This is a genomic window from Tsukamurella pulmonis (genome assembly GCF_900103175.1).
GTDB classification, from domain to species: Bacteria; Actinomycetota; Actinomycetes; order Mycobacteriales; family Mycobacteriaceae; genus Tsukamurella; species Tsukamurella pulmonis.
On the sequence record NZ_FNLF01000002.1, the window covers coordinates 1,979,391 to 2,001,846 of the forward strand.

The 22,456-nt window shown below is 71.7% G+C and carries 23 protein-coding genes; 15 read left to right on the forward strand and 8 right to left on the reverse strand.

Annotated features, from left to right (window positions below; all coding sequences use genetic code 11):
- The first annotated feature begins 99 nt into the window (after positions 1–99).
- The 8 genes from infB (at position 100) to BLQ62_RS09780 (ending at position 8,262) form a co-directional block, all read left to right on the forward strand.
- Entirely contained in the window at positions 100–2,910 is a 2,811-nt protein-coding gene (gene infB, locus BLQ62_RS09745; RefSeq protein WP_068565692.1) for a translation initiation factor IF-2, read from the forward strand.
- 77 nt (positions 2,911–2,987) lie between these two features.
- Complete coding sequence (locus tag BLQ62_RS09750) at positions 2,988–3,278, forward strand: DUF503 domain-containing protein (protein ID WP_068535454.1); 291 nt, start codon at positions 2,988–2,990, stop codon at positions 3,276–3,278.
- A gap of 114 nt (positions 3,279–3,392) precedes the next feature.
- On the forward strand, positions 3,393–3,860 hold the full coding sequence (gene rbfA, locus BLQ62_RS09755) for a 30S ribosome-binding factor RbfA (protein WP_068535451.1): 468 nt from the start codon (positions 3,393–3,395) through the stop codon (positions 3,858–3,860).
- The gene (locus BLQ62_RS09760) at positions 3,857–4,798 is read left to right on the forward strand and encodes a DHH family phosphoesterase (RefSeq protein ID WP_068535449.1); all 942 of its coding nucleotides are present in this window, start codon (positions 3,857–3,859) and stop codon (positions 4,796–4,798) included. The genes rbfA and BLQ62_RS09760 overlap by 4 nt, the downstream gene beginning before the upstream one ends.
- A 29-nt stretch (positions 4,799–4,827) precedes the next feature.
- Positions 4,828–6,183 (forward strand): MATE family efflux transporter, encoded by a 1,356-nt coding sequence (locus BLQ62_RS09765; protein WP_068565690.1) that lies wholly within the window; start codon positions 4,828–4,830, stop codon positions 6,181–6,183.
- 42 nt (positions 6,184–6,225) lie between these two features.
- Positions 6,226–6,657 (forward strand): hypothetical protein, encoded by a 432-nt coding sequence (locus BLQ62_RS09770; RefSeq protein WP_068565688.1) that lies wholly within the window; start codon positions 6,226–6,228, stop codon positions 6,655–6,657.
- Between the two features lie 13 nt (positions 6,658–6,670).
- Positions 6,671–7,450: a hypothetical protein gene (locus tag BLQ62_RS09775; RefSeq protein ID WP_068565686.1), complete on the forward strand. Its 780-nt coding sequence runs from the start codon at positions 6,671–6,673 to the stop codon at positions 7,448–7,450.
- Positions 7,366–8,262, forward strand: coding sequence for a hypothetical protein (locus BLQ62_RS09780; RefSeq protein WP_068565684.1), 897 nt, complete (start codon positions 7,366–7,368; stop codon positions 8,260–8,262). Before BLQ62_RS09775 ends, BLQ62_RS09780 begins: the two co-directional genes overlap by 85 nt.
- Here the strand turns inward: BLQ62_RS09780 and fmdA are convergent.
- Both fmdA and BLQ62_RS09790 read right to left on the reverse strand, forming a co-directional pair.
- Positions 8,235–9,491 carry a formamidase gene (fmdA, locus tag BLQ62_RS09785; protein ID WP_068535439.1) on the reverse strand — a complete coding sequence of 419 codons (1,257 nt, stop codon included), beginning with the start codon at positions 9,489–9,491 and terminating at the stop codon, positions 8,235–8,237. The genes BLQ62_RS09780 and fmdA overlap by 28 nt on opposite strands.
- A gap of 37 nt (positions 9,492–9,528) precedes the next feature.
- Complete coding sequence (locus tag BLQ62_RS09790; protein WP_068535438.1) at positions 9,529–9,807, reverse strand: FmdB family zinc ribbon protein; 279 nt, start codon at positions 9,805–9,807, stop codon at positions 9,529–9,531.
- 80 nt (positions 9,808–9,887) lie between these two features.
- On the opposite strand from BLQ62_RS09790, the gene BLQ62_RS09795 reads away from it, so the two are divergent.
- Positions 9,888–10,292, forward strand: coding sequence for an HNH endonuclease (locus BLQ62_RS09795; protein ID WP_068565682.1), 405 nt, complete (start codon positions 9,888–9,890; stop codon positions 10,290–10,292).
- A 6-nt stretch (positions 10,293–10,298) separates the two neighbouring features.
- Here the strand turns inward: BLQ62_RS09795 and BLQ62_RS09800 are convergent, their stop codons facing one another.
- From BLQ62_RS09800 to BLQ62_RS09810, 3 genes are all read right to left on the reverse strand, one after another.
- A complete protein-coding gene (locus tag BLQ62_RS09800) occupies positions 10,299–12,020 on the reverse strand; it encodes a purine-cytosine permease family protein (protein WP_068565681.1) in 1,722 nt (573 codons plus the stop codon).
- A 94-nt stretch (positions 12,021–12,114) separates the two neighbouring features.
- Entirely contained in the window at positions 12,115–12,927 is an 813-nt protein-coding gene (locus BLQ62_RS09805) for an ion transporter (protein WP_068535942.1), read from the reverse strand.
- 68 nt (positions 12,928–12,995) lie between these two features.
- Complete coding sequence (locus tag BLQ62_RS09810) at positions 12,996–13,934, reverse strand: ABC transporter substrate-binding protein (protein ID WP_115391370.1); 939 nt, start codon at positions 13,932–13,934, stop codon at positions 12,996–12,998.
- A gap of 101 nt (positions 13,935–14,035) precedes the next feature.
- Here BLQ62_RS09810 and BLQ62_RS09815 point away from each other — a divergent pair, with 101 nt between their 5' ends.
- Genes BLQ62_RS09815 through truB form a run of 3 tightly spaced genes read left to right on the forward strand, consistent with a single transcriptional unit; the run spans position 14,036 to position 16,624 of the window.
- Positions 14,036–15,049, forward strand: coding sequence for a metallophosphoesterase family protein (locus BLQ62_RS09815; RefSeq protein ID WP_068535433.1), 1,014 nt, complete (start codon positions 14,036–14,038; stop codon positions 15,047–15,049).
- Positions 15,049–15,717, forward strand: a complete 669-nt coding sequence (locus BLQ62_RS09820) for a 4'-phosphopantetheinyl transferase family protein (protein WP_068566305.1) — start codon at positions 15,049–15,051, stop codon at positions 15,715–15,717. The genes BLQ62_RS09815 and BLQ62_RS09820 overlap by 1 nt, the downstream gene beginning before the upstream one ends.
- A gap of 1 nt (position 15,718) precedes the next feature.
- Positions 15,719–16,624 carry a tRNA pseudouridine(55) synthase TruB gene (gene truB, locus BLQ62_RS09825; protein WP_068535432.1) on the forward strand — a complete coding sequence of 302 codons (906 nt, stop codon included), beginning with the start codon at positions 15,719–15,721 and terminating at the stop codon, positions 16,622–16,624.
- A gap of 7 nt (positions 16,625–16,631) precedes the next feature.
- On the opposite strand, the gene BLQ62_RS09830 is transcribed toward truB, so the two are convergent.
- Both BLQ62_RS09830 and BLQ62_RS09835 read right to left on the reverse strand, forming a co-directional pair.
- Positions 16,632–17,759: a GNAT family N-acetyltransferase gene (locus BLQ62_RS09830; protein ID WP_068535429.1), complete on the reverse strand. Its 1,128-nt coding sequence runs from the start codon at positions 17,757–17,759 to the stop codon at positions 16,632–16,634.
- Positions 17,760–17,768: 9 nt separating this feature from the next.
- Positions 17,769–18,881 carry a citrate/2-methylcitrate synthase gene (locus tag BLQ62_RS09835; protein ID WP_068566302.1) on the reverse strand — a complete coding sequence of 371 codons (1,113 nt, stop codon included), beginning with the start codon at positions 18,879–18,881 and terminating at the stop codon, positions 17,769–17,771.
- A 55-nt stretch (positions 18,882–18,936) separates the two neighbouring features.
- On the opposite strand from BLQ62_RS09835, the gene BLQ62_RS09840 reads away from it, so the two are divergent.
- The 3 genes from BLQ62_RS09840 to BLQ62_RS09850 are packed head-to-tail and all read left to right on the forward strand — an operon-like array spanning position 18,937 to position 21,732.
- Entirely contained in the window at positions 18,937–20,010 is a 1,074-nt protein-coding gene (locus BLQ62_RS09840) for a citrate/2-methylcitrate synthase (RefSeq protein ID WP_068535427.1), read from the forward strand.
- A gap of 43 nt (positions 20,011–20,053) precedes the next feature.
- The gene (locus BLQ62_RS09845; protein ID WP_068565679.1) at positions 20,054–21,067 is read left to right on the forward strand and encodes an iron-siderophore ABC transporter substrate-binding protein; all 1,014 of its coding nucleotides are present in this window, start codon (positions 20,054–20,056) and stop codon (positions 21,065–21,067) included.
- Positions 21,064–21,732: a DNA alkylation repair protein gene (locus BLQ62_RS09850; RefSeq protein ID WP_068565677.1), complete on the forward strand. Its 669-nt coding sequence runs from the start codon at positions 21,064–21,066 to the stop codon at positions 21,730–21,732. The genes BLQ62_RS09845 and BLQ62_RS09850 overlap by 4 nt, the downstream gene beginning before the upstream one ends.
- A 10-nt stretch (positions 21,733–21,742) precedes the next feature.
- On the opposite strand, the gene BLQ62_RS09855 is transcribed toward BLQ62_RS09850, so the two are convergent.
- The gene (locus BLQ62_RS09855) at positions 21,743–22,441 is read right to left on the reverse strand and encodes a metal-dependent transcriptional regulator (protein ID WP_068535421.1); all 699 of its coding nucleotides are present in this window, start codon (positions 22,439–22,441) and stop codon (positions 21,743–21,745) included.
- Positions 22,442–22,456 lie beyond the last annotated feature (15 nt).

Below are 22,456 nucleotides of genomic sequence, written 5' to 3' on the forward strand. Positions count from 1 at the left end.
TGAGCACACCGTGAAGCACCAGCGATGAACGGCAATCGGAGTAACTAACCGAGGTCGGCGGGACCAGTGATGCCCTCGACCTCACATTTGAGGAGAAGAGTGGCAGGCAAGGCCCGCGTGCACGAGTTGGCAAAAGAGCTCGGTGTCACCAGTAAGGAAGTTCTCGCTCGGCTCAGTGAGCAGGGCGAGTTCGTGAAGTCCGCGTCGTCGACGGTGGAAGCACCCGTCGCGCGACGCCTGCGCGAGTCGTACGGAACCAAGTCCGACGCCGCGAAGCCGGGCCCCGCCCCGGCCCGCAAGCCCGGCCCCGCGGCCGCGAGCACCCCCGCACCGTCGGCACCCGCCGCGGATGCGCCCCGTCCCACCTCGGCCCGACCCGGCCCGCGCCCCGCTGCGCCGGCCGCGCCCGAGCCGACCCCGGAGCCCGCCGCACCGGCGGCTCCCGCCGCGAGTGCCGCACCGTCGGCGCCCGAGGCGCGCCCCGCGGCTCCCGCCGCACGCCCGGCTCCGCGCCCGGCCGGCCCCAAGCCCGGCCCGCGCACGCCCAAGGTGGGTAACAACCCGTTCTCCTCGCAGGCTCCCGTCGAGCGTCCCGCGGCCCGTCCGCAGCCGGGTCCCGGTGGTCCCCGCCCGCAGGGCGGCGCCCGTCCGGCGCCCGGCCAGGGTGGTCCGCGTCCGCAGGGCGGCGCCCGTCCGGCGCCCGGCCAGGGTGGCCCGCGTCCGCAGGGCGGTCGCCCCGCGGCCGGTCCCGGCGGCCCCCGTCCGACCCCTGGCAGCATGCCTCCGCGCCCGACTCCGGGAGCGATGCCCGCACGCGCCGCACGTCCGGCCGCTCAGGGCCGTCCCGGCCCCGGTGGTCGTGGCGGGCCCGGTGGGCGTCCCGGCGGTGGCGGCGGCTACCGCGGTGGGCCCGGCGGCGGCACCGGTACCGGTGCTCCCGCGGGCGGCTTCCGCGGGCGTCCCGGCGGCGGCGGTCGTGGCCGTCCCGGCGGTACCGCGGGTGCGTTCGGTCGTCCCGGTGGCGCTCCGCGTCGTGGCCGTAAGTCGAAGCGGGCGAAACGCGCCGAGTACGAGAACATGCAGGCGCCGATCGCCGGTGGCGTCCGGCTGCCCCGCGGCCAGGGCGAGACGATCCGTCTCGCCCGGGGCGCGTCGCTGAGCGACTTCGCGGAGAAGATCGACGCGAACCCGGCGTCGCTGGTCCAGGCGCTGTTCAACCTGGGCGAGATGGTCACCGCCACCCAGTCGGTGAACGAGGAGACCCTCGTGCTGCTGGGCGAGGAGATGAACTACGTCGTCCAGGTCGTCAGCCCCGAGGACGAGGATCGCGAGCTGCTCGACAGCTTCGACCTCACCTACGGCGAGGACGAGGGCGGCGAGGAGGACCTCGAGCAGCGTCCGCCGGTGGTCACCGTCATGGGCCACGTCGATCACGGTAAGACCCGACTGCTCGACACGATCCGTAAGGCCAACGTCCGCGAGGGCGAGGCCGGCGGCATCACGCAGCACATCGGTGCCTACCAGGTGCTGACGGAGCTCGAGGGCAACGAGCGCCTGATCACGTTCATCGACACCCCGGGTCACGAGGCGTTCACCGCCATGCGTGCCCGTGGTGCGAAGGCCACCGACCTCGCGATCCTCGTGGTCGCGGCCGACGACGGCGTCATGCCGCAGACGGTGGAGGCCATCAACCACGCGCAGGCGGCCGACGTGCCGATCGTCGTGGCGGTGAACAAGATCGACAAGGAGGGCGCGCAGCCGGAGAAGATCCGCGGGCAGCTCACCGAGTACGGCCTGATCCCCGAGGAGTACGGCGGCGACACGATGTTCGTCGACATCTCCGCCAAGCAGGGCACGAACGTCGAGGAGCTGCTCGAAGCGGTGCTGCTGACGGCCGACGCCTCGCTGGACCTGCGGGCGAACCCCGACATGGACGCGCAGGGCGTGGCCATCGAGGCGCACCTCGACCGCGGCCGCGGCCCGGTGGCCACCGTGCTCATCCAGCGCGGCACCCTGCGGGTGGGCGACTCGATCGTGGCGGGCGACGCCTACGGTCGCGTCCGGCGCATGGTCGACGAGAACGGCGACGACATCACCGAAGCGACCCCGTCGCGTCCGGCGCAGGTCATCGGCTTCACGTCGGTCCCCGGTGCAGGCGACAACCTGCTCGTGGTCGACGAGGACCGCATCGCCCGGCAGATCGCCGACCGGCGCGCGGCGCGCAAGCGCAACGCCCTGGCGGCCCGCTCGCGCAAGCGCGTCTCGCTCGAGGACCTGGATGCGGCTCTGAAGGAGACCAGCCAGCTCAACCTCATCCTCAAGGGCGACAACTCGGGCACCGTGGAGGCGCTCGAGGAGGCCCTGCTGGGCATCGAGATCGACGACGAGGTGCAGCTGCGCGTCATCGATCGCGGTGTCGGTGGCGTCACGGAGACCAACGTCAACCTGGCGTCGGCGTCGAACGCGATCATCATCGCCTTCAACGTGCGCGCCGAGGGCAAGGCCACCGAGCTCGCCAACCGCGAGGGCGTGGAGATCCGGTACTACTCGGTGATCTACCAGGCCATCGACGAGGTCGAGGCCGCGCTCAAGGGCATGCTCAAGCCGGTCTACGAGGAGAAGGAGCTCGGCCAGGCCGAGATCCGCGCGATCTTCAAGTCCTCCAAGGTGGGCAACATCGCGGGCTGCCTCGTCCAGTCGGGCATCATGCGGCGCAACGCCAAGGCGCGCCTGCTGCGTGATTCGACCGTCGTGGCCGAGAACCTCACGGTCACCTCGCTCAAGCGTGAGAAGGACGACGCGACCGAGGTCCGCGAGGGCTACGAATGCGGTCTGACGCTGTCGTACTCCGATATCAAGGTCGGCGACGTCATCGAGACCTACGAGCTGGTCGAGAAGCCGCGCGTGTGATTCACGGGTCCAGGGGCCGGGCGCAGTCGCGCCCGGCCCGTGGGCTCCCTACCCCCTGGGCCGGGTGGCCCGACTGAATGTTCCTCGGTGCTCTGGAAATCGATCTGCTGCTGGGCGACGTCCACTCGCTCAAGCAGAAGCGATCGCTCATCAAACCCGTTCTCGCCGAGCTGCGGAGGTTCTCCGTCAGCGCGGCGGAGGTCGGCGGTCAGGATCTGCACCGCCGCGCGGTGCTCGGGGTCGGCGTCGTCGGCCCGGATCATGCGCACGTCGTCGAGGTGCTCGACCGGTGCGAGCGCACGGCCGCCGCGCATCCCGAGTTCGAGGTGCTGTCGGTGCGCCGGAGGCTTTTCGGCCCCGAGGATTGAGCGTCCCCGACGCAGGTTCCGGCACGACCGCACCGTGCCGGGATATGCTCGCTGTTCCATCGGATGACACACGACTCCGATGAAGTTCGTTCGACGTGTAAGGGAGAATTGGCCATGGCTGACCCGGCACGGGCCGCTCGGCTCGCCAAGCGGATCGGGACCATTGTCGCGACCGCGATCGAGCACGACATCAAGGACCCGCGGCTCGACTACGTCACCGTCACCGATACCCGCGTGACGAACGACCTGCACGACGCGACCGTCTTCTACACCGTCATGGGACCGACGCTCGACGTCGAGCCGGACTACGAAGCGGCCGCGGCCGGCCTGGAGAAGGCCCGCGGCCAGCTCCGCAGCAAGGTCGGCGCGGGCACCGGCGTGCGGTTCACGCCCACCCTGCGCTTCGAGCTCGACGGGGTGCCCGCGGCCGTCGCGAACATGGAGGCGCTGCTCGCCAAGGCGCGGGAGCAGGACGAGCGGGTGGCCGCCGTCGCCGCCACCGCGCAGCCCGCCGGCGAGGCGGACCCGTACAAGCACGACGACGAGGACCCGGACGACGAGCCGGGCGAGGACGTGCGGTGACCGACGCCGCTGCCGTCGCCGCGGCCCTCGACGGCGCCCGCAGGGTGGCCGTGTACTGCCACGTGCGACCGGATGCGGACACCCTGGGCTCCGGCCTGGGACTCGCGCGGGTGCTGCGCGCCCGGGGTGCCGAGGTGAGCGTGAGCCACCCGGGGCCCGATCTCCCCTCCGGCATCGGCCGGCTCCCCGGCGTGGACGGATTCTCCGCCCCGTTCGCCGATGCGGAGGTCGCGGTCGCCGTCGACTGCGCGAGCGCGGAGCGGCTCGCCGGGCTCGAGGAGTCCTTCCACGCGCATCCCGTGCGCGTGGTCATCGACCACCACGCCACCAACCCGGGCTTCGGCACCATCGACCTGATCGACCCGGGAGCGAACTGCACCACCGAGCTGGTGCTGGCCGTCATCGACGCGCTCGGTGCCGAGCTCGACGCCGGAACGGCGGACTGCCTCTACGCAGGACTGGTCACCGACACCGGATCGTTCCGTTGGTCGTCCCCCGCGGGACACACGATGGCCGGCCGGCTGCTCGCCGCGGGCGCCCAGGGCCGTGAGCTCTCGCGCGACCTGCTCGACAGCCATCCGCGCGCCTGGTTCTCGATGGTCGCCGCCGTGCTCGGTTCGGCGACCGCGGTGCCCGAGGCCTTCGGCGGTCGCGGCGCGGTCTACGCCGTGTGCCGTGCCGCCGATCGCGGGCCCCTGGGCTGGGACGCGGCGGAGTCGCTCATCGACCTGTTGCGCACCGCGGAGGACTGCGAGGTCGCCGCGCTGTTCAAGGAGGCCGACAACGGGGACTGGTCCGCCTCGCTGCGGGCCCGCACCGATCTCGACGTCGCGGCGTTCGCGCGCGCCTTCGGTGGCGGCGGCCACAAGCTGGCCGCGGGCTACTCGGCGCGCGGCACCGGCGAGGACGTGGTCTCCGCCTTCCTCGCCCGCACCTGACCGCCCCGCCCGATTCCGACGTGACCCGTATGACCGAGACCGACGCCGTGCCCAGTGGGCTCGGTCGGCGCATCCTCGGGCAGGCACTGCCCGCTCTCGGCGTACTCGCCGCCGAGCCGTTGTACCTGTTGTGGGACACCGCGATCATCGGCCGGCTCGGCGCGCTCCCGCTCGCCGGGCTCGCCGTCGGCGCGCTGATCCTCGCCACCGTCTCCACCCAGTTGACGTTCCTCTCGTACGGCACCACGTCGCGCTCCGCGCGCCGCTTCGGCGCCGGCGATCCCGGCGGAGCCGTCGTGGAGGGCGTGCAGGCCACCTGGATCGCGCTGGCCGTCGGTGGCGCCCTGCTGGCTCTCGTGCAGGGCCTCGCCGGTCCGATCACGCGGGCGATCGCGGGCCGCGCGGAGATCGCCGGGGCCGCGGAGTCCTGGCTGCGCGTGGCGGCCTTCGGGATCCCGCTGATCCTGATCACGATGGCCGGGAACGGGTGGCTTCGCGGCGTGCAGCGGCCCCGCGCTCCACTGGTCTTCGTGCTGGTCGGCCTCGGGCTCTCGACGGTGCTCTGCCCGGTCCTCGTCTTCGGGTGGGCGGGCGCACCGGAGCTGGGGCTGGTCGGCTCGGCGTGGGCGAACCTCGCCGGGCAGATCGTCAGCGGGTCGCTCTTCCTCGGCGCGGTCGTGCGCGCGGCGGGCGGCGGCGCGGCCGGGCCCGTCGCCGCACTGCGCCCGCAGCCCGCTCTGATCCGGGCGCAACTGGTGCTGGGGCGCGACCTGATCGTGCGCAGCCTGTCCTTCCAGGTGTGCTTCGTCTCGGCCGGTGCGGTCGCGGCCCGGGCGGGCGCGCAGTACGTGGGCGCGCATCAGATCGCGATGCAGCTGTGGAACTTCGTCTCGCTGGTCCTGGACTCGCTGGCGATCGCCGCACAGACCCTGGTGGGTGCGGCCCTCGGGAGTGGGAAGGTGGCCGCCGCACGCTCACTGGGGCACCGGGTCACCGCCTGGTCGACTCTTGTCGCGGTGCTGATCGCCACGGCCCTGGCGGCGGCGTCGGGCGTGCTGCCGCACCTGTTCACCTCGGACCCCGCGGTGCTGGACGCGCTGCGGGTCCCGTGGTGGTTCCTGGTGGCGATGATCCCGATCGCGGGCGTGGTCTTCGCGCTCGACGGTGTGCTGCTGGGCGCCTCCGACGCCGCGTACCTGCGCTCGGCGACGCTGGCCGCGGCGCTGGTCGGTTTCCTGCCGCTGATCTGGCTGTCCTACGCCTTCGGGTGGGGCCTGGCGGGGATCTGGTCGGGCCTGGCGACGTTCATGGTGCTGCGCTGCCTCGCCGTCGTGGTGCGTTTCCTGGGGCATCGGTGGGAGCGGGTGGGCACCGCACCGGCGTGAGCGGGCTTGCAATGCGGCCGCGAATGCGATCCTATGTTGCCTATGTCGTTCACTGTGATTACGAGCACGAACCCGCTCCGCCGGATCCTCGCCGGTGCCGCCGTCGTCGCGGCGTGCGGTGTGGCGGTCGCCTGCTCCCCGTCGGCCCCGGAATCGGTGCCCTCGTTCACGGTGAATCCGTCGGCGCCGAGCGCGCCGTCGGGTTCGGCCTCGGCCGGTGCTTCCGCGTCGTCGTCGGCCTCCGCGGCCGCCGCCACCACGACGGCGCCGCCGCGGACCGAGGCGCCGCAGCAGCCCTACACCCCGCCGTACACGCCGCCCACCACGACGTACACCGAGCCCGAGACCACGCAGGCGCCGGCGGCGACGCAGGAGCCGTACCCCACCACGGTCGTGATCCCGCCGGCGATCCAGTTGCCGCCGGGCGCGCCGCGCACCATCACCATCCCGCCGGGGCTGCCCGTTCCGCGCTGATCCCCGGGCGAGCGTGCTGACCCGCGGCTACCTGCGGATCTCGGACCCGTCCGACGGTCCGGATCAGGTGTGGGTCCCGGGACGGCGGGGGCTGCGCCCCGTCGCCGACTGCGCGAGCCGGGAGGGCGTCGCCGCCGGAACGGTACTGCCGGTGGTGCTCGACATGGACCGCCCCACCACGGCGGTCCTGCTCGACACGCGCGACGCGATCGACGGGGTCGACCCCTCACGGCCGTCCGCGGTGGAGTCGCTGTGCCCGGCGCCGACGGTGGCCGCCCTGCTCGAGGCGGTGAGTGCCGGGGACCGCGGCGTCTTCCCGGCGGAGGAGCCGGGGGAGCGGATGTCGGAGCTGCAGTGGGCGCTCGCGCTGCGCCTGGGGCAGCTGAGCGTGCACGAGGTCCATCGCATCGCCGAGGTGAGCGTCGCGGCGGGAGTGGACGCGCCGGCGCTACGGGCGCGGCTCGAGGCGATCGGTCCGGTCGCCGCCGGGCTGTCGTACCGCCCGGCGACCGTCGAGCGCGCGCTCGATCACCTCCCGAACACCATGATCGGTACCGCGCATACGGTCCCCGTCCTCGCCGCCTTCGCCGCGATCACCCGGATCGAACGACGTGGGCCCCGCGCGGTGCTCCGCAGCCGGTCGCCGGGGGCGGAACCGCGCTGCGGCTCGACGCCTCCGACGACGAGACGATCACCGTCGGCGACGTCGTGGCCGTCGTCGCGCGCGAGGGCGTCAGCTACGCCTCCGTGGCGGTCGGGGCCGGGTGCACACTGCATCGGGTCACCGTGGTGAACGGGCCGGCGCGGGGCTCGCTCACGGTGCGGGTCGTCCCCGCGGTGCCGTCGCACGCCGCCGACCGGGTGCGCGTGCTGTCCGTGGAGCGCTGCCGCGCACACCTCGCCGGCGATCCCTCCGCGGGGGCGCGGATCGTCGAGAACCGGCCCGCGCGGGGCTACCGCCGTCCGCCGCCCGGGCTGCGGGTCGGGGCGCCGGCGGCGCCACCGGTCCCGCGACGCACGCGATCGTGGTGGCGCCGCGCGCCGCGCCCGTCCCCGGGGCCGTCGCCCGCAGAGCTGCTGTGGCGCGCGGCCACCGCGGAACACGATCGGGTCCTGGGCGCGTATCTGCCGTACGAGAGCGACCCCGCGGTGATCCTGGCGTACCCGGCCGTCTCCGACGTCACCGAACAGCCGACGGCCGATTTCCACGACGCCCTCGGCCGGGCACAAGCCCTGCGCACGGAGTCGGGTCCGACGGGAACCGAGCACGCGCAGCAATACCACCGCGCGGTCACCGAGACCGCGCGACGGTGGGCGGTGTGCGAGGACCACGGCCGCCGGACCGGCCACGCACGGCTCACGGCACCCGACGCCGCCGATCTCGATCGCGCCGTGAGACTGCTCCGGCACGCCGTCGGCGCCGCCACCGAGGCCGAGCGGATCGCCTACCTGGACCGGGCGCGCGATCTGGTGGACGACATCGCGGGCCGGGCCACGGTACGCCTCGGCCCCGGGGCGCGGCGGCAGCTCGGCGAGTTCGCCGTGGCCGCGCTCCCGGGGCCGGGGTCGGGCGGAGATCAGCGCGAGGCGCGCGGGGCCCCCTGACCCGGATCGATCCGCACCGGTCCGTCCTTGCCGGGGGTGACGTCGAAGTCGAAGATCGACGTCGGAATGTACACCGTGGCACAGGAGTTCGGGATGTCGACCACGCCCGAGAGGCGGCCCTCGATCGGCGCGGCGCCGAGCAGCAGGTACGCCTGCTCCGGGCTGTAGCCGAACTTGGTCAGGTAGTCGATCGCGTGCAGGCACGCCCGCTGGTAGGCGAGATGGCTGTCCAGGTAGCGCTGTTCGTCGTCGAGCGTGACCGACGTGCCGGAGAAGGCGAGGAACTGCTCGTAGCGCGGACCCACGTCGCCGCCGGGCAGGAAGATCGCGTTCTCGCTGACGCCGTAGGTCTCCATGCCGCCCGAGATGATGTCGACGTGCAGATCGATGAAACCGCCCATCTCGATCGCGCCGCAGAAGGTGATCTCGCCGTCGCCCTGGCTGAAGTGCAGGTCGCCCACCGACAGGTTCGCCCCGTCCACGAACACCGGGTAGAACACGCGGGTGCCGCGGGTGAGGTTCTTGATGTCCTGGTTGCCGCCGTTCTCGCGCGGCGGCGCCGTGCGGGCGCCCTCCGCGGCGGCCGCGGTGAAGGCGTCACCGGTCAGGGAGCCGAGGATGGCGTCGTTCGGCTCGGGCGGCAGCGCCAGCGGCGGAACGCGATCGGGGTCGGTCGCGATCAGCGCGGCCTCGCGGGCGTTCCACCGGGCGAGCAGGTCCTTCGACGGTGCCGTTCCCATCAGGCCCGGGTGGATGATGCCGGTGAAGCTCACGTGCGGCACGTGCCGCGACGTGGCGGTGTGGCCCGTGAAGTCCCAGACGGCCTTGTAGGCGTCGGGGAACTGCTCGGTGAGGAAGCCGCCGCCGTTGTCCTTGGCGAAGATGCCCGTGTAGCCCCAGCCCTGCCCGGCGAGCGGACCGCTGTCCTCCTGCGGGATCGGGCCCACGTCCACGATGTCCACGATCAGCAGGTCGCCCGGCTTGGCGCCCTCCACCGCGATCGGCCCGGACAGCGTGTGCACCGTCGTCAGCGGGGCGTTGAGGATGTCCTCGGCGGAGTCGTCGTTGTGAATGGCACCGTCGAACCACTCGCGGCAGTGCACCCGGAACGTGTCGCCGGGCTTGACGGTGACGGCCGGCGGAATGGCGTAGTGCCACCGGTTGTGGCCGATCTTCTCCTGATCGGTGAACTTCTTACTGGAGTCGAGCGGAAAGACGACTTCGGGCATGGAGCGGGCCTTTCTTCAGTGGACGGTCTTCGGTGGTCTAGGGGCGGGGCAGGCGCGCGTGCCGGGGGTCCGACGGTGCGCCGCCGCCCCCGCTCCGGCCGGGCGGTCCCGAGACGACGGCGGGCCGCTCCGCGGTGGCCTTGGTGGCGTCGAGCAGACGCATCGCGCCGGTCGCGCCGGTGCCCAGCCGGGGAGCGGAGATGCCGCGACGCGCCGGGGCGCCGCACCGGCACGGCGTCGTCGCGGGGACCTCGCGCATGCTGAACACCGCGTCGAAGGGTCCGCAACCGCTGCAGCGGAATTCATAGGTAGGCATGAGTGGACCGTATTCCTTTCGTCCGGTTCCCGAGGGGGAACTACCGAATCGGTACCGCTTGCGGTGAGTACCGTGGGCGCGTGCCCCCGAAGTCGACGCCGCCCGCGCGGACCCGCAAGGCCAGGATCGCCCGCCGCCGCGCCCGGCGCGTGGCCGCCGCCGACAACGATCTGACCGGCGCGCAGTGGGAGGAGTTGCTGCGGCTGTGGGGCGCGTGCGCGTACTGCGGGGGAGAGGGCCCCTTCCAGAAGGACTGCGTCCTTCCGATCTCCCGCGGCGGCCGCTACACCCGGGACAATGTGGTACCCGCGTGCCGTTCGTGCAATGCGAGCAAGTGCAACGCGGAGGTCACCGGGTGGATGCGCCGCAAGAAGCTCGACGAGAAGGCGTTCCTGCAGGGGCACGCCGAGATCCTGATGCATCTGCGCCTGCGCGACGACGACGGCGCACCGACCGGGGAGGTCGGCGCACCGTCGGCGTCCTGACGATCCCTACCGCACCGGCGGATCGGCGGGCAGGATGTGCTCGCCCGACTTGTCGGTCGAGAGGGCCAGGGAACTGATGTACTGCTTCGCGCCGTCGGGGCCGGGCACCGCGGAGGCCAGCATGTCCGGGCGCTCGAACTCGATGCCGGTCACGCAGCACAGCAGCTTCTCGCCCGACGGGTTGCCGTCCTCGTCGAACATCGGCAGGTCGATGCCGTCGTCGCCGCGGCGCAGGTAGTACTTGCCGCGGGTGGCCACGGCCAGTACCGGCGGCAGTACGAGGGCGAGGACCAGCGCGACGAGCGGCGAGTACGGCTGCAGGCCCGAGCCGAGCAGTCCGAAGAACGCGGCGATGGACAGACCACCGGCGACGATCAAGGTGACGACGCCGACCGGATTGACGTTGTAGAGCATGCCGCGGCGGAACTCAGGATCCTTGGGCGAGATCTTCAGCAGGTACTTGTTGATGGCGATGTCGCTGGCGACGGCCACGATCCAGGCGATGCCCAGGTTGGCGTAGAAGCCGAGGATCGAGTTGAGGAAGCTGAACATGTCGGCCTCCATGAGCACCAGGGCGATCGCGACGTTGAGCACCACGAAGACCAGGCGTCCGGGGTAGGTGCTCGTGACGCGGGTGAAGGCGTTCGTCCAGGCGAGCGAGCCGGAGTAGGCGTTGGTGACGTTGATCTTGATCTGGCTGATCACCACGAGGATCACGGCGAGCGTGATGGCGAGCCAGCCCGGGAGGAAGTCGGAGTAGATCTCCACGAACTGGTGCACGGGCTCATTGGCGATGCCGGCGTTGTCCGCGGTCTGCGCGATCAGGTACACCGCCAGGAACAGCCCGACGACCTGCTTGATGGCGCCGAAGACGACCCAGCCCGGTCCGGCGGTGAGCATCGCGGTCCACCAGGCGCGCCGATTCTCGGCGGTCTTGGGCGGCATGAATCGCAGGTAGTCGATCTGCTCGGCGATCTGGGCGATGAGCGAGAGGCATACGCCGGCGGCCAGCATGGTGCCGGCGAGACTGACGCCGTGCCCGGCGGACGTCGCGGAGAGCACGTTCCCGGCGTCGTCGCGCACGATGTCGGTGCCCGAGTACGCGAAGAAGTCGCCGATCGCGGACGGGTGGCTGATGAGCAGGTATGCGAACGGCAGCACCATCATGATCAACCAGATCGGCGTGGTCCACACCTGCAGCTTCGCGAGGGTGTTCATGCCGTAGATGACCAGCGGGATCACCATCACCGAGCTGACGAAGTAGCCGACGGGCAGCGGGATGCCGAGGCCGAGCTTGAGCCCCTGCGCCATGATCGCGCCCTCGAGGGCGAAGAAGATGAACGTGAACGACGCGAAGATCACGTTGGTGAGCACCGACCCGTAGTAGCCGAAGCCGCTGCCGCGGGTGATCAGGTCGAGGTCGATGTTGTACCGGGCGGCGTAGTAGGCGAGGGGCAGTCCCGTGGCCATGATGACCAGGGCGAAGAAGCCGATGCCGAGCAGCGCGTTGCCGGTGCCGCCGGCGATGCCGATGTTCGCGCCGATCGCGAAGTCGGCGAGGTAGGCGATGCCGCCGAGCGCGGAGGTCGCCACGACGGCGGGCCCCCACTTGCGGTAACTGCGCGGCGCGAACCGCAGGGTGTAGTCCTCGAGCGTCTCGCGGGAGGCGGCGTCGCGGCGGGCGGCGGACGGGGCGCCGTCGGCCTGCGCGGGTTGCAGTGCGGTCACGAAGGATTCCTTCCGGTCCCGGCCGTGCGGCGGGACTGCAGGGAATCGTGCTGGCGGCGGGTTCAGAGCCGATGACCCCGCCGTAACGGTCGGGTTACGAGGCCGGCGGTGATGTCACGACGGTGTTGCCCGTGCCGGGGCGCGCGGCCGCCTCCTCCTTGCGCTTGACGGTGTCGCGGATCTGGTCGATGTTCTCGCGCAGCATGTCCGAGACCAACTCGTCGGTGCGCTCGTCGGCGAGCACCTGCAGCACCATGCGGAAGGTGGTGTCCACGATGAGCTGGATGATCTCGTCGTGGAAGGGGATGTACTTGACCCGCTTGGTCTGCGGATCGTTCTTGATCGTCTCGAGGATCATGCCCGTCATCTCGGGCTTGTTCTCCTCGAGCGCCGCGGCGATGTTCTTGGTGTAGTGGCCCGCCTTGAGCACGGCGGCGACCTCGTCGAGTACGGCGATCGTGATCGGCCGCTTGACCGCGTCGACGACGGTGTCGGTGGCGCGGTTGACCACGGCAGCGGTGATCCGGTCGCCGTAGAGCCGGTCGATGGCACGGGCGAGGCGGGCGAGGGCGACGGCGATCCGGATGAGGCGGAACAGTCGCGGCGCCGGGCTCGGGACGATGATGGCCGGGACCATGCCGAGCAGCTCGTACCAGTTCACCAGAAGGAACCGCCGGTGCCAGCCCACCTGCCGCCAGCGGTAGAGGAACTCCACGGCGAACACGACGCAGATCACCGCGTCGGCGATGAGCACGGTGGTACGGGTGGTCTCGGAGACGTCGAAGAAGGTGATCCACACGATCAGCCCGACGGAGACGAAGGCCAGTACGACCATCGCCCAATCGGTCCACAGGACGGGCGGTTTGCGCGGGTACGGCGCGAGCTGGGCATCGGTCGTGGGAGTCATCGCACCCGACATTACTGAGCCGCCGACGTCGCGGTGGGCGGTCCGTGCGGACCGCCCACCGGAGCGGGTCAGGGCTTGGGCTTCACGAGGCGCTGCACGTCGTCGATGATGCGGCCGGCGCCGAGCACCCCGATCCCGACCATCCAGGTCTCGTCCTCGACCGCGAACGCGCGACCGGCGGCCACGGCGGGGAGCGCTCCCCATCGGCCGGTCACCGTCTTCGCCGTCGCGGCGGCGTTGGCGCCCTCGGTGTAGAACACGGTGTCGCCGTCGATCTCGGCGAAGTTCTCCAGCGAGGTCTCGATCATCGAGTACTGGCCCCACGCCTTCTGCGGCAGGCTGAATCCCATCGAGGCGATGACGCTGCCGGAGAAGGTCTCGGGCCCGTAGAGGCGGAAGCCGTTGGCGCGGAACCGCACGATCGAGAGGGTGGTGCCGGGGGCGCCCACCTGCTTGCCGACCGCGGTGGCGCGGGCGTCGAGCTCGGCGAGCTTGGTGTCCATCTCCGCGGTGCGGTTGACCGCCGACGCGGTGATGTTCGCCTGCTCCTTCCAATTGGTGCCCGTGTCCACGGAGAAGACGGTCGGCGCGATGCCCGAGAGCTGCGCGTACATCTTCTCGTGGCGCACCTTCGAGCCGATGATGAGGTCGGGGCGCAGTGCGGCGATCTCCTCGATGGTGGGGGAGGTGGTCGATCCGACGGAGACCGTGCCGCTCAGCTTGTCGCGCAGGTACCCCGGGAAGCCGTCGTTCGCCGAGGAGACCGTGGCGCCGACGGGCGTGATCCCGAGCGCCACCAGGGCGTCCAGGTGCGGCGAGTCGATCACCACGACCCGCTTGGGGTCGACGGGGACCGAGGTCTCGCCCATCGCGTGCCGGACGACACGGGTGTCCGACGGGCCGGCCTCGGAGTCGCCGGATCCGCACGCGGCGAGCGTGGCGGCGGTCGCCACGGCGAGCGTGACGGCGAGGAATCGACGGCGGTTCGGGCGCGATGCGATGGTCATGGCGGTAGACGCTAGCAGGTGCAGTTAGGGTTACCTTGCCTAATGATCGCGGCGCCCGCCCGGCGCGCCCGGCGACCGCCCGGGGCCGGTAGCGTGGAGGGGTGGCGAATCTCTGGGCGATCAGTGACCTGCACGTGGGTCATCGGGGGAACGAGGGGATCGTCGATCTCATCCGACCCGCCGCCCCCGACGACTGGCTCATCCTCGCCGGTGATCTGTGTGAGCGGACCGACCAGCTCGACGAGGTGCTCTCCGCCCTCGCGCCGCGGTTCGCGACGGTGATCTGGGTGCCGGGCAACCACGAGCTCTACACCACCTCCAAGGACCCCATGCAGGTCTTCGGTGAGACCCGCTACGACCACCTGGTCGAGATCTGCCGGCACCACGGCGTGCTCACGCCCGAGGACCCGTTCCCGGTCTTCGAGGACGCGCAGGCGGGGCCCGTCACGATCGTCCCGATGTTCCTGCTCTACGACTACAGCTTCCGCGACGAGGGACTGACCGCGCTGCAGGCCCTCGCGCGCGCGAAGGAGAAGAGCGTCGTCGCCACCGACGAGTTCCTGCTCTCCCCGGAGCCGTACGCCACGCGCGACGCCTGGTGCCGCGCCCGCCTCGAGTACACGCGTCGCCGGCTCGCGGCGCTGCCGGCGGGCACGCGCACCGTGTTGGTCAACCACTGGCCGTTGCGGCGCGAACCGACCGACGTGCTGTTCTACCCGGATTTCGCTCTCTGGTGCGGAACGACGGAGACCCGTGACTGGCACGTGCGGTACAACGCCGAGGCCGCGGTGTACGGCCACCTGCACATCCCACGCACCACCTGGTACGACGGCGTGCGCTTCGAGGAGGTCTCGGTCGGCTATCCGCGGGAGTGGAACAAGCGCGGCCTGCCCGATCCGCTTCTGCGGCGGATCCTGCCCGCGCCGGAGTACACCCCGGAGTCGCTCGGGCACTACGGCGTGCACTTCGAGGTGGACCCCGAGTACCGGGACGATCCGGAGAAGTTCGCCGCCGAGCGGGCCGCGGCCCAGGAACGGCTGAGCGACCGTCGCACCGCCGCACGGGAACGCATCGCCGAGCGCCGGGCGGCGCGGGCGAAGGAGGGGGAGCAGTGATCCTGCAGTCCATGCTGCCGCGCGGCGTCATCGCCCGCGAGGCCCACGGCGACGTCGAGGCGCCGCTGCACCCGCGCGAGGCCGCGCAGATCGCCAAGGCCGTGCCCAAGCGGCAGGCCGAGTACGCGACGGTGCGTCATCTGGCCCGGGAGGCGCTGGGCGAGTTGGGCATCGGCGACGCCGTGCTCGTCAAGGGCGAGGGCGGCGGCGTGGACTGGCCCCGCAACGTGGTCGGTGCGCTGACCCACTGCGACGGCTACCGCGGGGCCGTCGTCGGCTACCGGATGGGTGTGCGCACCGTCGGGATCGACGCGGAGCCGCACCTCGCGCTGCCCGACAAGGTGCTGCCCACCGTCTCCGTCGAGTCCGAGCGCGAGGTGCTCGCCTCGCGCCCCGACGACGGACTGCACTGGGACCGGCTGCTGTTCTGCGCCAAGGAGGCCACCTACAAGGCGTGGAACCCGATCACGGGCCGCTGGTTGGGCTTCGAGGACGCCGAGATCACCTTCGAGGTCACCGACCGCACCGACGACGCCGCCGAGGGACTCTTCCACTCGCGGATCCTCATCGACGGGCGGGCGACCGACGGCGGCGCCCCCGTCGCGTCCTTCGACGGCCGGTGGCGGATCACCGACGGCCTCATCGTCACCTCGATCGCGGTGGTCTGAGATGACCTCGGCGAGAGGATTCCTCGAACCCGACGGCGCCGGCCTGGTCATCGTCGACAAACCGGCGGGCTTGACCAGCCACGACGTCGTCGCGCGCTGCCGGCGCGCGATGGGCACCCGCAAGGTGGGCCACGCGGGCACTCTCGATCCCATGGCGACCGGTGTGCTGGTCATCGGTATCGAGCGCGCGACCAAGCTGCTCGGCCACCTCGCCCTGACCACCAAGGCCTACTCCGCCACCGTGCGGCTGGGGGCGTCCACGTCGACCGACGACGCCGAGGGCGAGATCACCGGCGGCGCTTCGGCCGCCGCGGTCACGGAGCAGGACGTGCGCACCGCGATGACGCCGCTCACCGGGGCGATCGAACAGGTCCCGTCCACCGTCAGTGCCATCAAGGTCGACGGTAAGCGCGCCCACCAGTTGGTGCGCGAGGGTGCGGAGGTACAGCTCAAGTCCCGCCCGGTCACCGTCGACGAGTTCGCGGCGCACGCGTTCCGGCGCGACGGCGAGTACCTCGACGTCGACGTGAGCGTCGAGTGCTCGTCGGGCACCTACGTGCGGGCGCTGGCCCGCGATCTGGGCGCCGCGCTCGGCGTGGGCGGACACCTCACCGCGCTGCGGCGCACCCGTGTCGGCCCGTACGGACTCGACCACGCGATCACCCTCGACGACCTCTTCGAGACGCCGCGCCTGTCCTACGGGATCGACGAGGCGATCGCCGCGGGCTTCGCCACGCGGACGATCACCGACGAGCAGGCCGTGGATCTGGCACTCGGCCGGTGGCTCGATCCCGTCGGCATGCCGGGCGTCTACGCCGCCGTCACCGCGGACGGGCGGGCCTTCGCGCTGCTGCAGGAGAGCGGCAAGCGCGCGAGCTCGGTGTTCGTGGTCCGCCCCTCGGCGTGACGGGGCGTCACTGCTCCCGGTAGCGGGTGAACATCTCGCGAGGCGAGTCGGCGTCGCCGATCGTCGGCAGGGTCTGTCCCTCGGAGACGAAGTCGATCCCGATGAGCGGGTCGCGTGCGCCCGCGTGCCGATCGGCCAGCGCCACCGTCAGTCGCCTGGTGTTCTGGCGCTCCGCCAGGACGCGGCAGGCCGCGACGGTGGCCGCGGTCGCGATCTCCTTGGGTGCGTCCGGACGCAGCCACTCGATGAGCTCCGTCGTCGAAGTGCCCGGGTCGACCGTGATCTGCACCTGACCGATCCGCGTGCCGTCGGCGGTCACCGTGTAGCGCTGGTCGGGCCCGGGGACGAACGCGATGGCGTGACCGTCCTCGGTCGTGGCCGCGGGCAGGAGTACGGCTGCCGCGCCCGAGGACGCCCCCGCCCCGCGGCGGGCGCGGGCGCGGCGCACGCCCGCGCGGGCCAGACCGAGCAGCGCCTCGGGCGACGGGGCGGCCGCGCGGCGCGGTGCCACGCGTTCCACACCGAGCGAGGCCACGAGCTTCTCGAGGTGGTCCTTGTACTCGGGGGTGTTGGGCCCCGCGTACAGCGTGTGATCGATGGGGACGCCGCTGTACTCGCGGAAGCCGCGCATGTCGTTGATCCAGGTGAGGTTGACCGCCTTCGCCAGCGCGATGGCGGGCGCGTTCGTCACGGCGAGCGGCGCAGTGGCCCACGTCACCTGCGGATGCAGCCGGAACAGCTCGAGCATGTTCATCGCGCAGAGCCATACCGCGACCTTGCTCGAATCGTCGAGGCCGGCGATCCACGTCGACGATTCGGCGTGGCCGGTGCGCGGATCCGGGCCGGCGTAGGCCTGCTGACCGACGACGCGATCGGTGTCGCCCTCCTCGAGGAGGATGAGGCGAGAGAGGGGGATCCCTACGCCGGACCGGTCCGCCAGCCACTTCTGCGCCCATGCGGTGGCCGAATGCTCGGCGTCCCAATCCGAGCTGGGGCTGCCGAAGGCGGGCCGGAGCCGCTCCTCGTGCTCGAGATTGGTGCGCCGCCAGGAGCGTCCGTCGGAGAGACGGGACGTGCGGAGCTCGATGATCCGGTCCCCGAAGCGGTACCGGCCGGAGTTCGACTGTGTGGTCACGCGATGATGCTACTGCAAAATTCGGCCGGTGTAGCGCGCGGACGGGCGGATGATTTTTCCCTGCGCGACCTGCTCGAGGACGTTGGCCGTCCACCCGACGACGCGTGCCGTGCCGAAGGTGGGCGTGAACATGGACGGCGGCAGTCCCACCTCGCTCATCACCACCCCTGCGTAGTACTCGACGTTCGCGTACAGCCGCCGACCCGGCTTGAGCTCGTTGATCGCGGTCTCGATCTCCGACTCCACTTGCAGCGCCTGGCGGACCAGCACCGAGTCGTAGCGGCGGGCCACGCCCTTGAGCAGCTCCGAGCGCGGATCGTGCGTGCGGTAGACGGCGTGCCCGAAGCCCATGATCCGCTCGTCCCGGGCGATCTTGTCGCGCACCCAGTCCCGGGTGTTGCTCGGGTCTCCGATCTCGTCGAGCGCGGCCAGTGCGCGGCTCGGCGCACCGCCGTGCAGTGGACCGAGGAAGGCGCCCAGGGCGCCGAGCAGGCACGACGCCATGTCCGAGCCGGTCGACGCGATCACCCGCCCCGCGAACGTCGAAGCGTTGAAACCGTGATCGATGGTGGCGACGAGGTAGGTCTGCAGTGCCGCGGCGTCGTCCGGTGCGACGTTCCCCGTCGCCATGCGCAGGTAGTCGGCGGCGTGGCCGGCAGCGGGGTCGGCGTCCACGGGCGCCTCTCCGCGGGCCAGACGGTGTGCCGCCGCCAGGATCGTCGGCGTCAGCGCGGCGTACCGCAGTGCGGCCGCCGTACGTTCGTCCTCCGGCAGGTCCATGAGCGGCCGCTCACCCAGGCCGAGCGCCGCGAGCGCGACGCGGAGGGCGTGCATGGGCTCGGTCCCGGGTCGAACGGTCGCCCGCAGCAGGTCGACGGTGCGTCCGTCGAGCTCGCGGAGAGCGCCCACCCGTCGTCGGAAGGCGGCGGCCTCGTCGGGCCGGGGGAGTGCACCGAACAGCACGAGGTGCCAGGCGTCCTCGAAGTCGACGTCCCTGGCCAGGGCTGTGGCGTCGTGGCCGCGGTAGTGGAAGTAGCCCTCTTCGCCTCGGACATCGCCGAGTTCGGTGTCGGTCACGATGACGTTCTTGAGCCCCGCCGGGGCGATGAGCGGTGTGGTCATGGCCCGAGTCTGGGCGATGTTGATCAACATCCGCAATGTTGATTGAATCAAGGTCGTGGACAGATGGATCACGACCTCGGAAGCGGCCGAGCGCCTCGGGGTCAAGCGCGGGACGCTGTACTCGTACGTGAGCCGGGGCGTGCTGCATTCGCAGCGCATGCCCGGCCAGGCCGAGTCGCTCTTCGATCGCACGCAGGTCGACTCGCTCGCCGCCGCGAAACACGACGGCCGCCGCGAAGCGGACCGCCTGCTGCGCTTCCGAGCCGTGACCACGCGCGTCTCCGCGCTCCGCGGGGACGCGCTCTCCCTGCGCGGCCGACCGATCGCGCAGGTGTGCGCGGAGATGGACTTCGCCGCCGCCGCGCGTTTCGCCCTCGAGGCGCGGACCGCGGAGGCGCCGCCCGTCGTCGATCTCGGCGCGGCGCGGGCCGTAGCGCTGGAGCGCAGGATCCCGCTCGCCGTCGCGCTGCTCGCGGCGCAGGACCCGTTGCGGGCGGACCGTTCCCAGGTGGCAGAACGGGCTCTCGGACTGTTGCCGGTGCTCGCCGAGCTCGTCCCCGAGGTCCATCTCGAGCACCCCTGGGTCGACGCGCTCGCGACCTGCCTCATCGACAACGGGCTCGCGGCGTCCACGACTGCCGCCCGGGTCGCGGCGTCGGCGCGGGCGGGTCTGTACGACGCACTGCTCGCGGGGTACGGGGCGATGGCGGGGGTGCTGCACGGCGGTGCGCCGGCCGCGGCCTACGCGATGCTCGGGCGGGTGCTCGCGGGCGGCGACGTGGACGCGGCGATCGCCGACGCCTCCTGGGGTGGGCACCTGTCGGGGTTCGGACACATCGTCTACACGGGCGAGGATCCGCGGGCCACCGTCGTCCTGGGGATGATTCGCCAGGACCGGCCCGATGCCCCTGCTCTGCGGGCGGTCTCGGCGCTCGCGGACCGCGTCGGCCGGGCGGTGAACATCGATCTGGCGGGCGCCGCGGTCGCGCACGCGCTGGGGCTGCCGGAGCGCGCCACAGAGGTGCTCTTCCAATACGGGCGCACCGTCGGGATGGCGGCGCACATCGCCGAGGAGTACGAGGAGGCGCCGCTGCGCTGGCGCGGCGCCAACAGTAGCGCCGTGCGCTGACGACGACTGTGATTCACTAGGTTAGCCAAGCCTTAGGAGAATAATGAGTGCCGTAGTCTCGCCCACCCGTCGCGCCCTGTTCCGTGGCGCGGGACTGCTCGGTGCGGCCGGTCTGGCGGCAGCGTGCGGCGCGGGCGGGGGTTCGGTGGTCGAGTCCGGGCGGCGCACCGTCGACCATCTGCGGGGGAGTACCGCGGTGCCCGACGATCCGCGGCGCATCGTCGCGGTCGGCTTCAGCGATCAGGACCCCGTTCTCGCGCTCGGTGGGCGTCTCGTCGGGGTGACCGATTGGTACGGCGACTACGAGTTCGCCACCTGGCCGTGGGCGCAGGCGCAATTGGGGGATCAGCGGCCCGCCGTGTTGAACAAGGGGAAGTTCACCGGGACCCCCGACTACCGCTACGAGGAGATCGCCGCGCTGCGCCCGGATCTGATTCTGGGTCTCTACACCGAGATGAATCCCGATCAGTACGAGCGGCTTTCGCGGATCGCGCCCACCGTCGGGCCGCCCCCGGGCTACAAGGAGTTCACCGCGCCGTGGGATGCCGCGACCCGGCTCGCGGGCGATGCCCTCGGGCGGCGGGAGGCGGCCGAGCGTGCGATCACTGCTGTGAACGAGCGGCTCTCGGCGGCACGAGCGGCACACCCCGAGTTCGCCGGGCGAACGGCGGTCGTCGTCGAACGGTTCGAGCCCGGAGCGACCTTCGTGCGCTCCCCGGGTGATCCCCGCTCACGGCTCCTGAGCGCACTCGGCTTCACCGTCGCCGAGGTCGCCGGCAACGACTCGGGTGGCAACGACGGCGTGAGTCTTCCGGACGAGAACATGTCCCGGCTCGATCAGGACGTGCTGGTGTGGAACATCGGCAGCACCCCCGCGGTGCGCACCGAGATCGAGGGGCTGCCGATCTATCGCACGGTGCCGGCGGTGCGTGCGGGACGATCCGTGTTCATCGATGATCCGGTGGTGTCGGGCGCCTGGACCTGGGGCACCGTGCTCAGCATTCCCACGGTCGTCGACGCCCTCGCGAGTAGCATCGCGCGCGTGATGACGAGGTGAAGCTGGTCGACCGGATCCGCACCGACCTGCGCGCGGCCGCCGATGCCGAGCGGGCGCCGGCGATGCAGGCGTACATGAAATCCGCGATGCCCTTCCTCGGCGTGCCCGCGGCGGCGGTGCGCAGCATCACGTCGACCGCGCTTCGGACGCACCCGCCCGCCGATCTCGACGGATTGCGCGCCGCCGTGCTCGCCCTGTGGGACGAGGCCGAGTTCCGCGAGGAGCGTTACGCCGCGCAGAACCTGCTCCGCCACCGGCTCGGCCGGGGTGAGCCGGCACTCCTCCCGCTGCACGAACACATCGCGGTTACCGGGGCCTGGTGGGATCACGTCGACGAGACCGCCCGGCACATCGCGGCCCTGCTCGATGCGCATCCCGAGGACACCGCGGCCGTCGTCCGCGCCTGGAGTCGCGGCGAGGACCTGTGGTTGCGACGGCTGGCGATCCTCGCCCAGCTCGGCCGCAAGGACCGGCTCGACACCGCACTCCTGGCGGAGGTGATCGAGCCGGCGCTGTCCGAGTCGGAGTTCTTCCTGCGCAAGGCGATCGGCTGGGCGCTGCGCGAGCACGCCAAGACCGATCCGGACTGGGTGCGCGCCTATGTGACGGCCCACGAGAATCGGCTCAGCGGGCTCTCGCGACGCGAGGCGCTCAAGCACCTGTGAGGCGGTGCACTCAGCTGCGGACCCAGATCGCCTGTGCGGCCACGTCGCCCAGGTCGAGCGGCGCACCGTCGTCGACGGTGACGGCGATGGTTCCCAGGAACTTGCGCAACTCCACGACCACGATCCGCGCGTCGGGGGCGATGCCGACCTCCTGGAAGTAGCGCAGCATCTCGGGGTCGGAATCGGAGATCCGGGCGACGGTGCCGCACTGCCCGGCCTCGAGCTCGGAGAGCAGGCAGGCGTCCGGTGTCGGCACCGTGCCGTCCGGCTGGGGGATCGGGTCGCCGTGCGGGTCACGCAGCGGGTGGCCGAGGCGCTCGTCGAGCCGCACGAGGAAGCGCTCGGAGACGGCGTGCTCGAGGATCTCGGCCTCGTCGTGCACCTCGTCCCAGCCGTAGCCGAGCTCGGAGACGAGGAAGGTCTCGAGCAGCCGGTGGCGGCGCACCATCGCCGTCGCGGCGGCGCGGCCGTCGTCGGTGAGCGTGACCGCGCCGTACTTCTCATGGTCCACCAGCCCCTGGTCGGCGAGCTTGCGGATGGCCTCGGAGGCGGTGGAGGCGGAGACGCCGAGCGCGTCGGCCAGCGACTTGGTGGTGACCTTGACATCGGACCACTCCTGGGCGGTCCAGATCTGCTTGAGGTAGTCCTGCGTGACCGCGGACAGCTCGCCGACGGGGCGCGGCGAATCGGGCAGGGGAGGCTTAGTCACGCACCCACCATATGC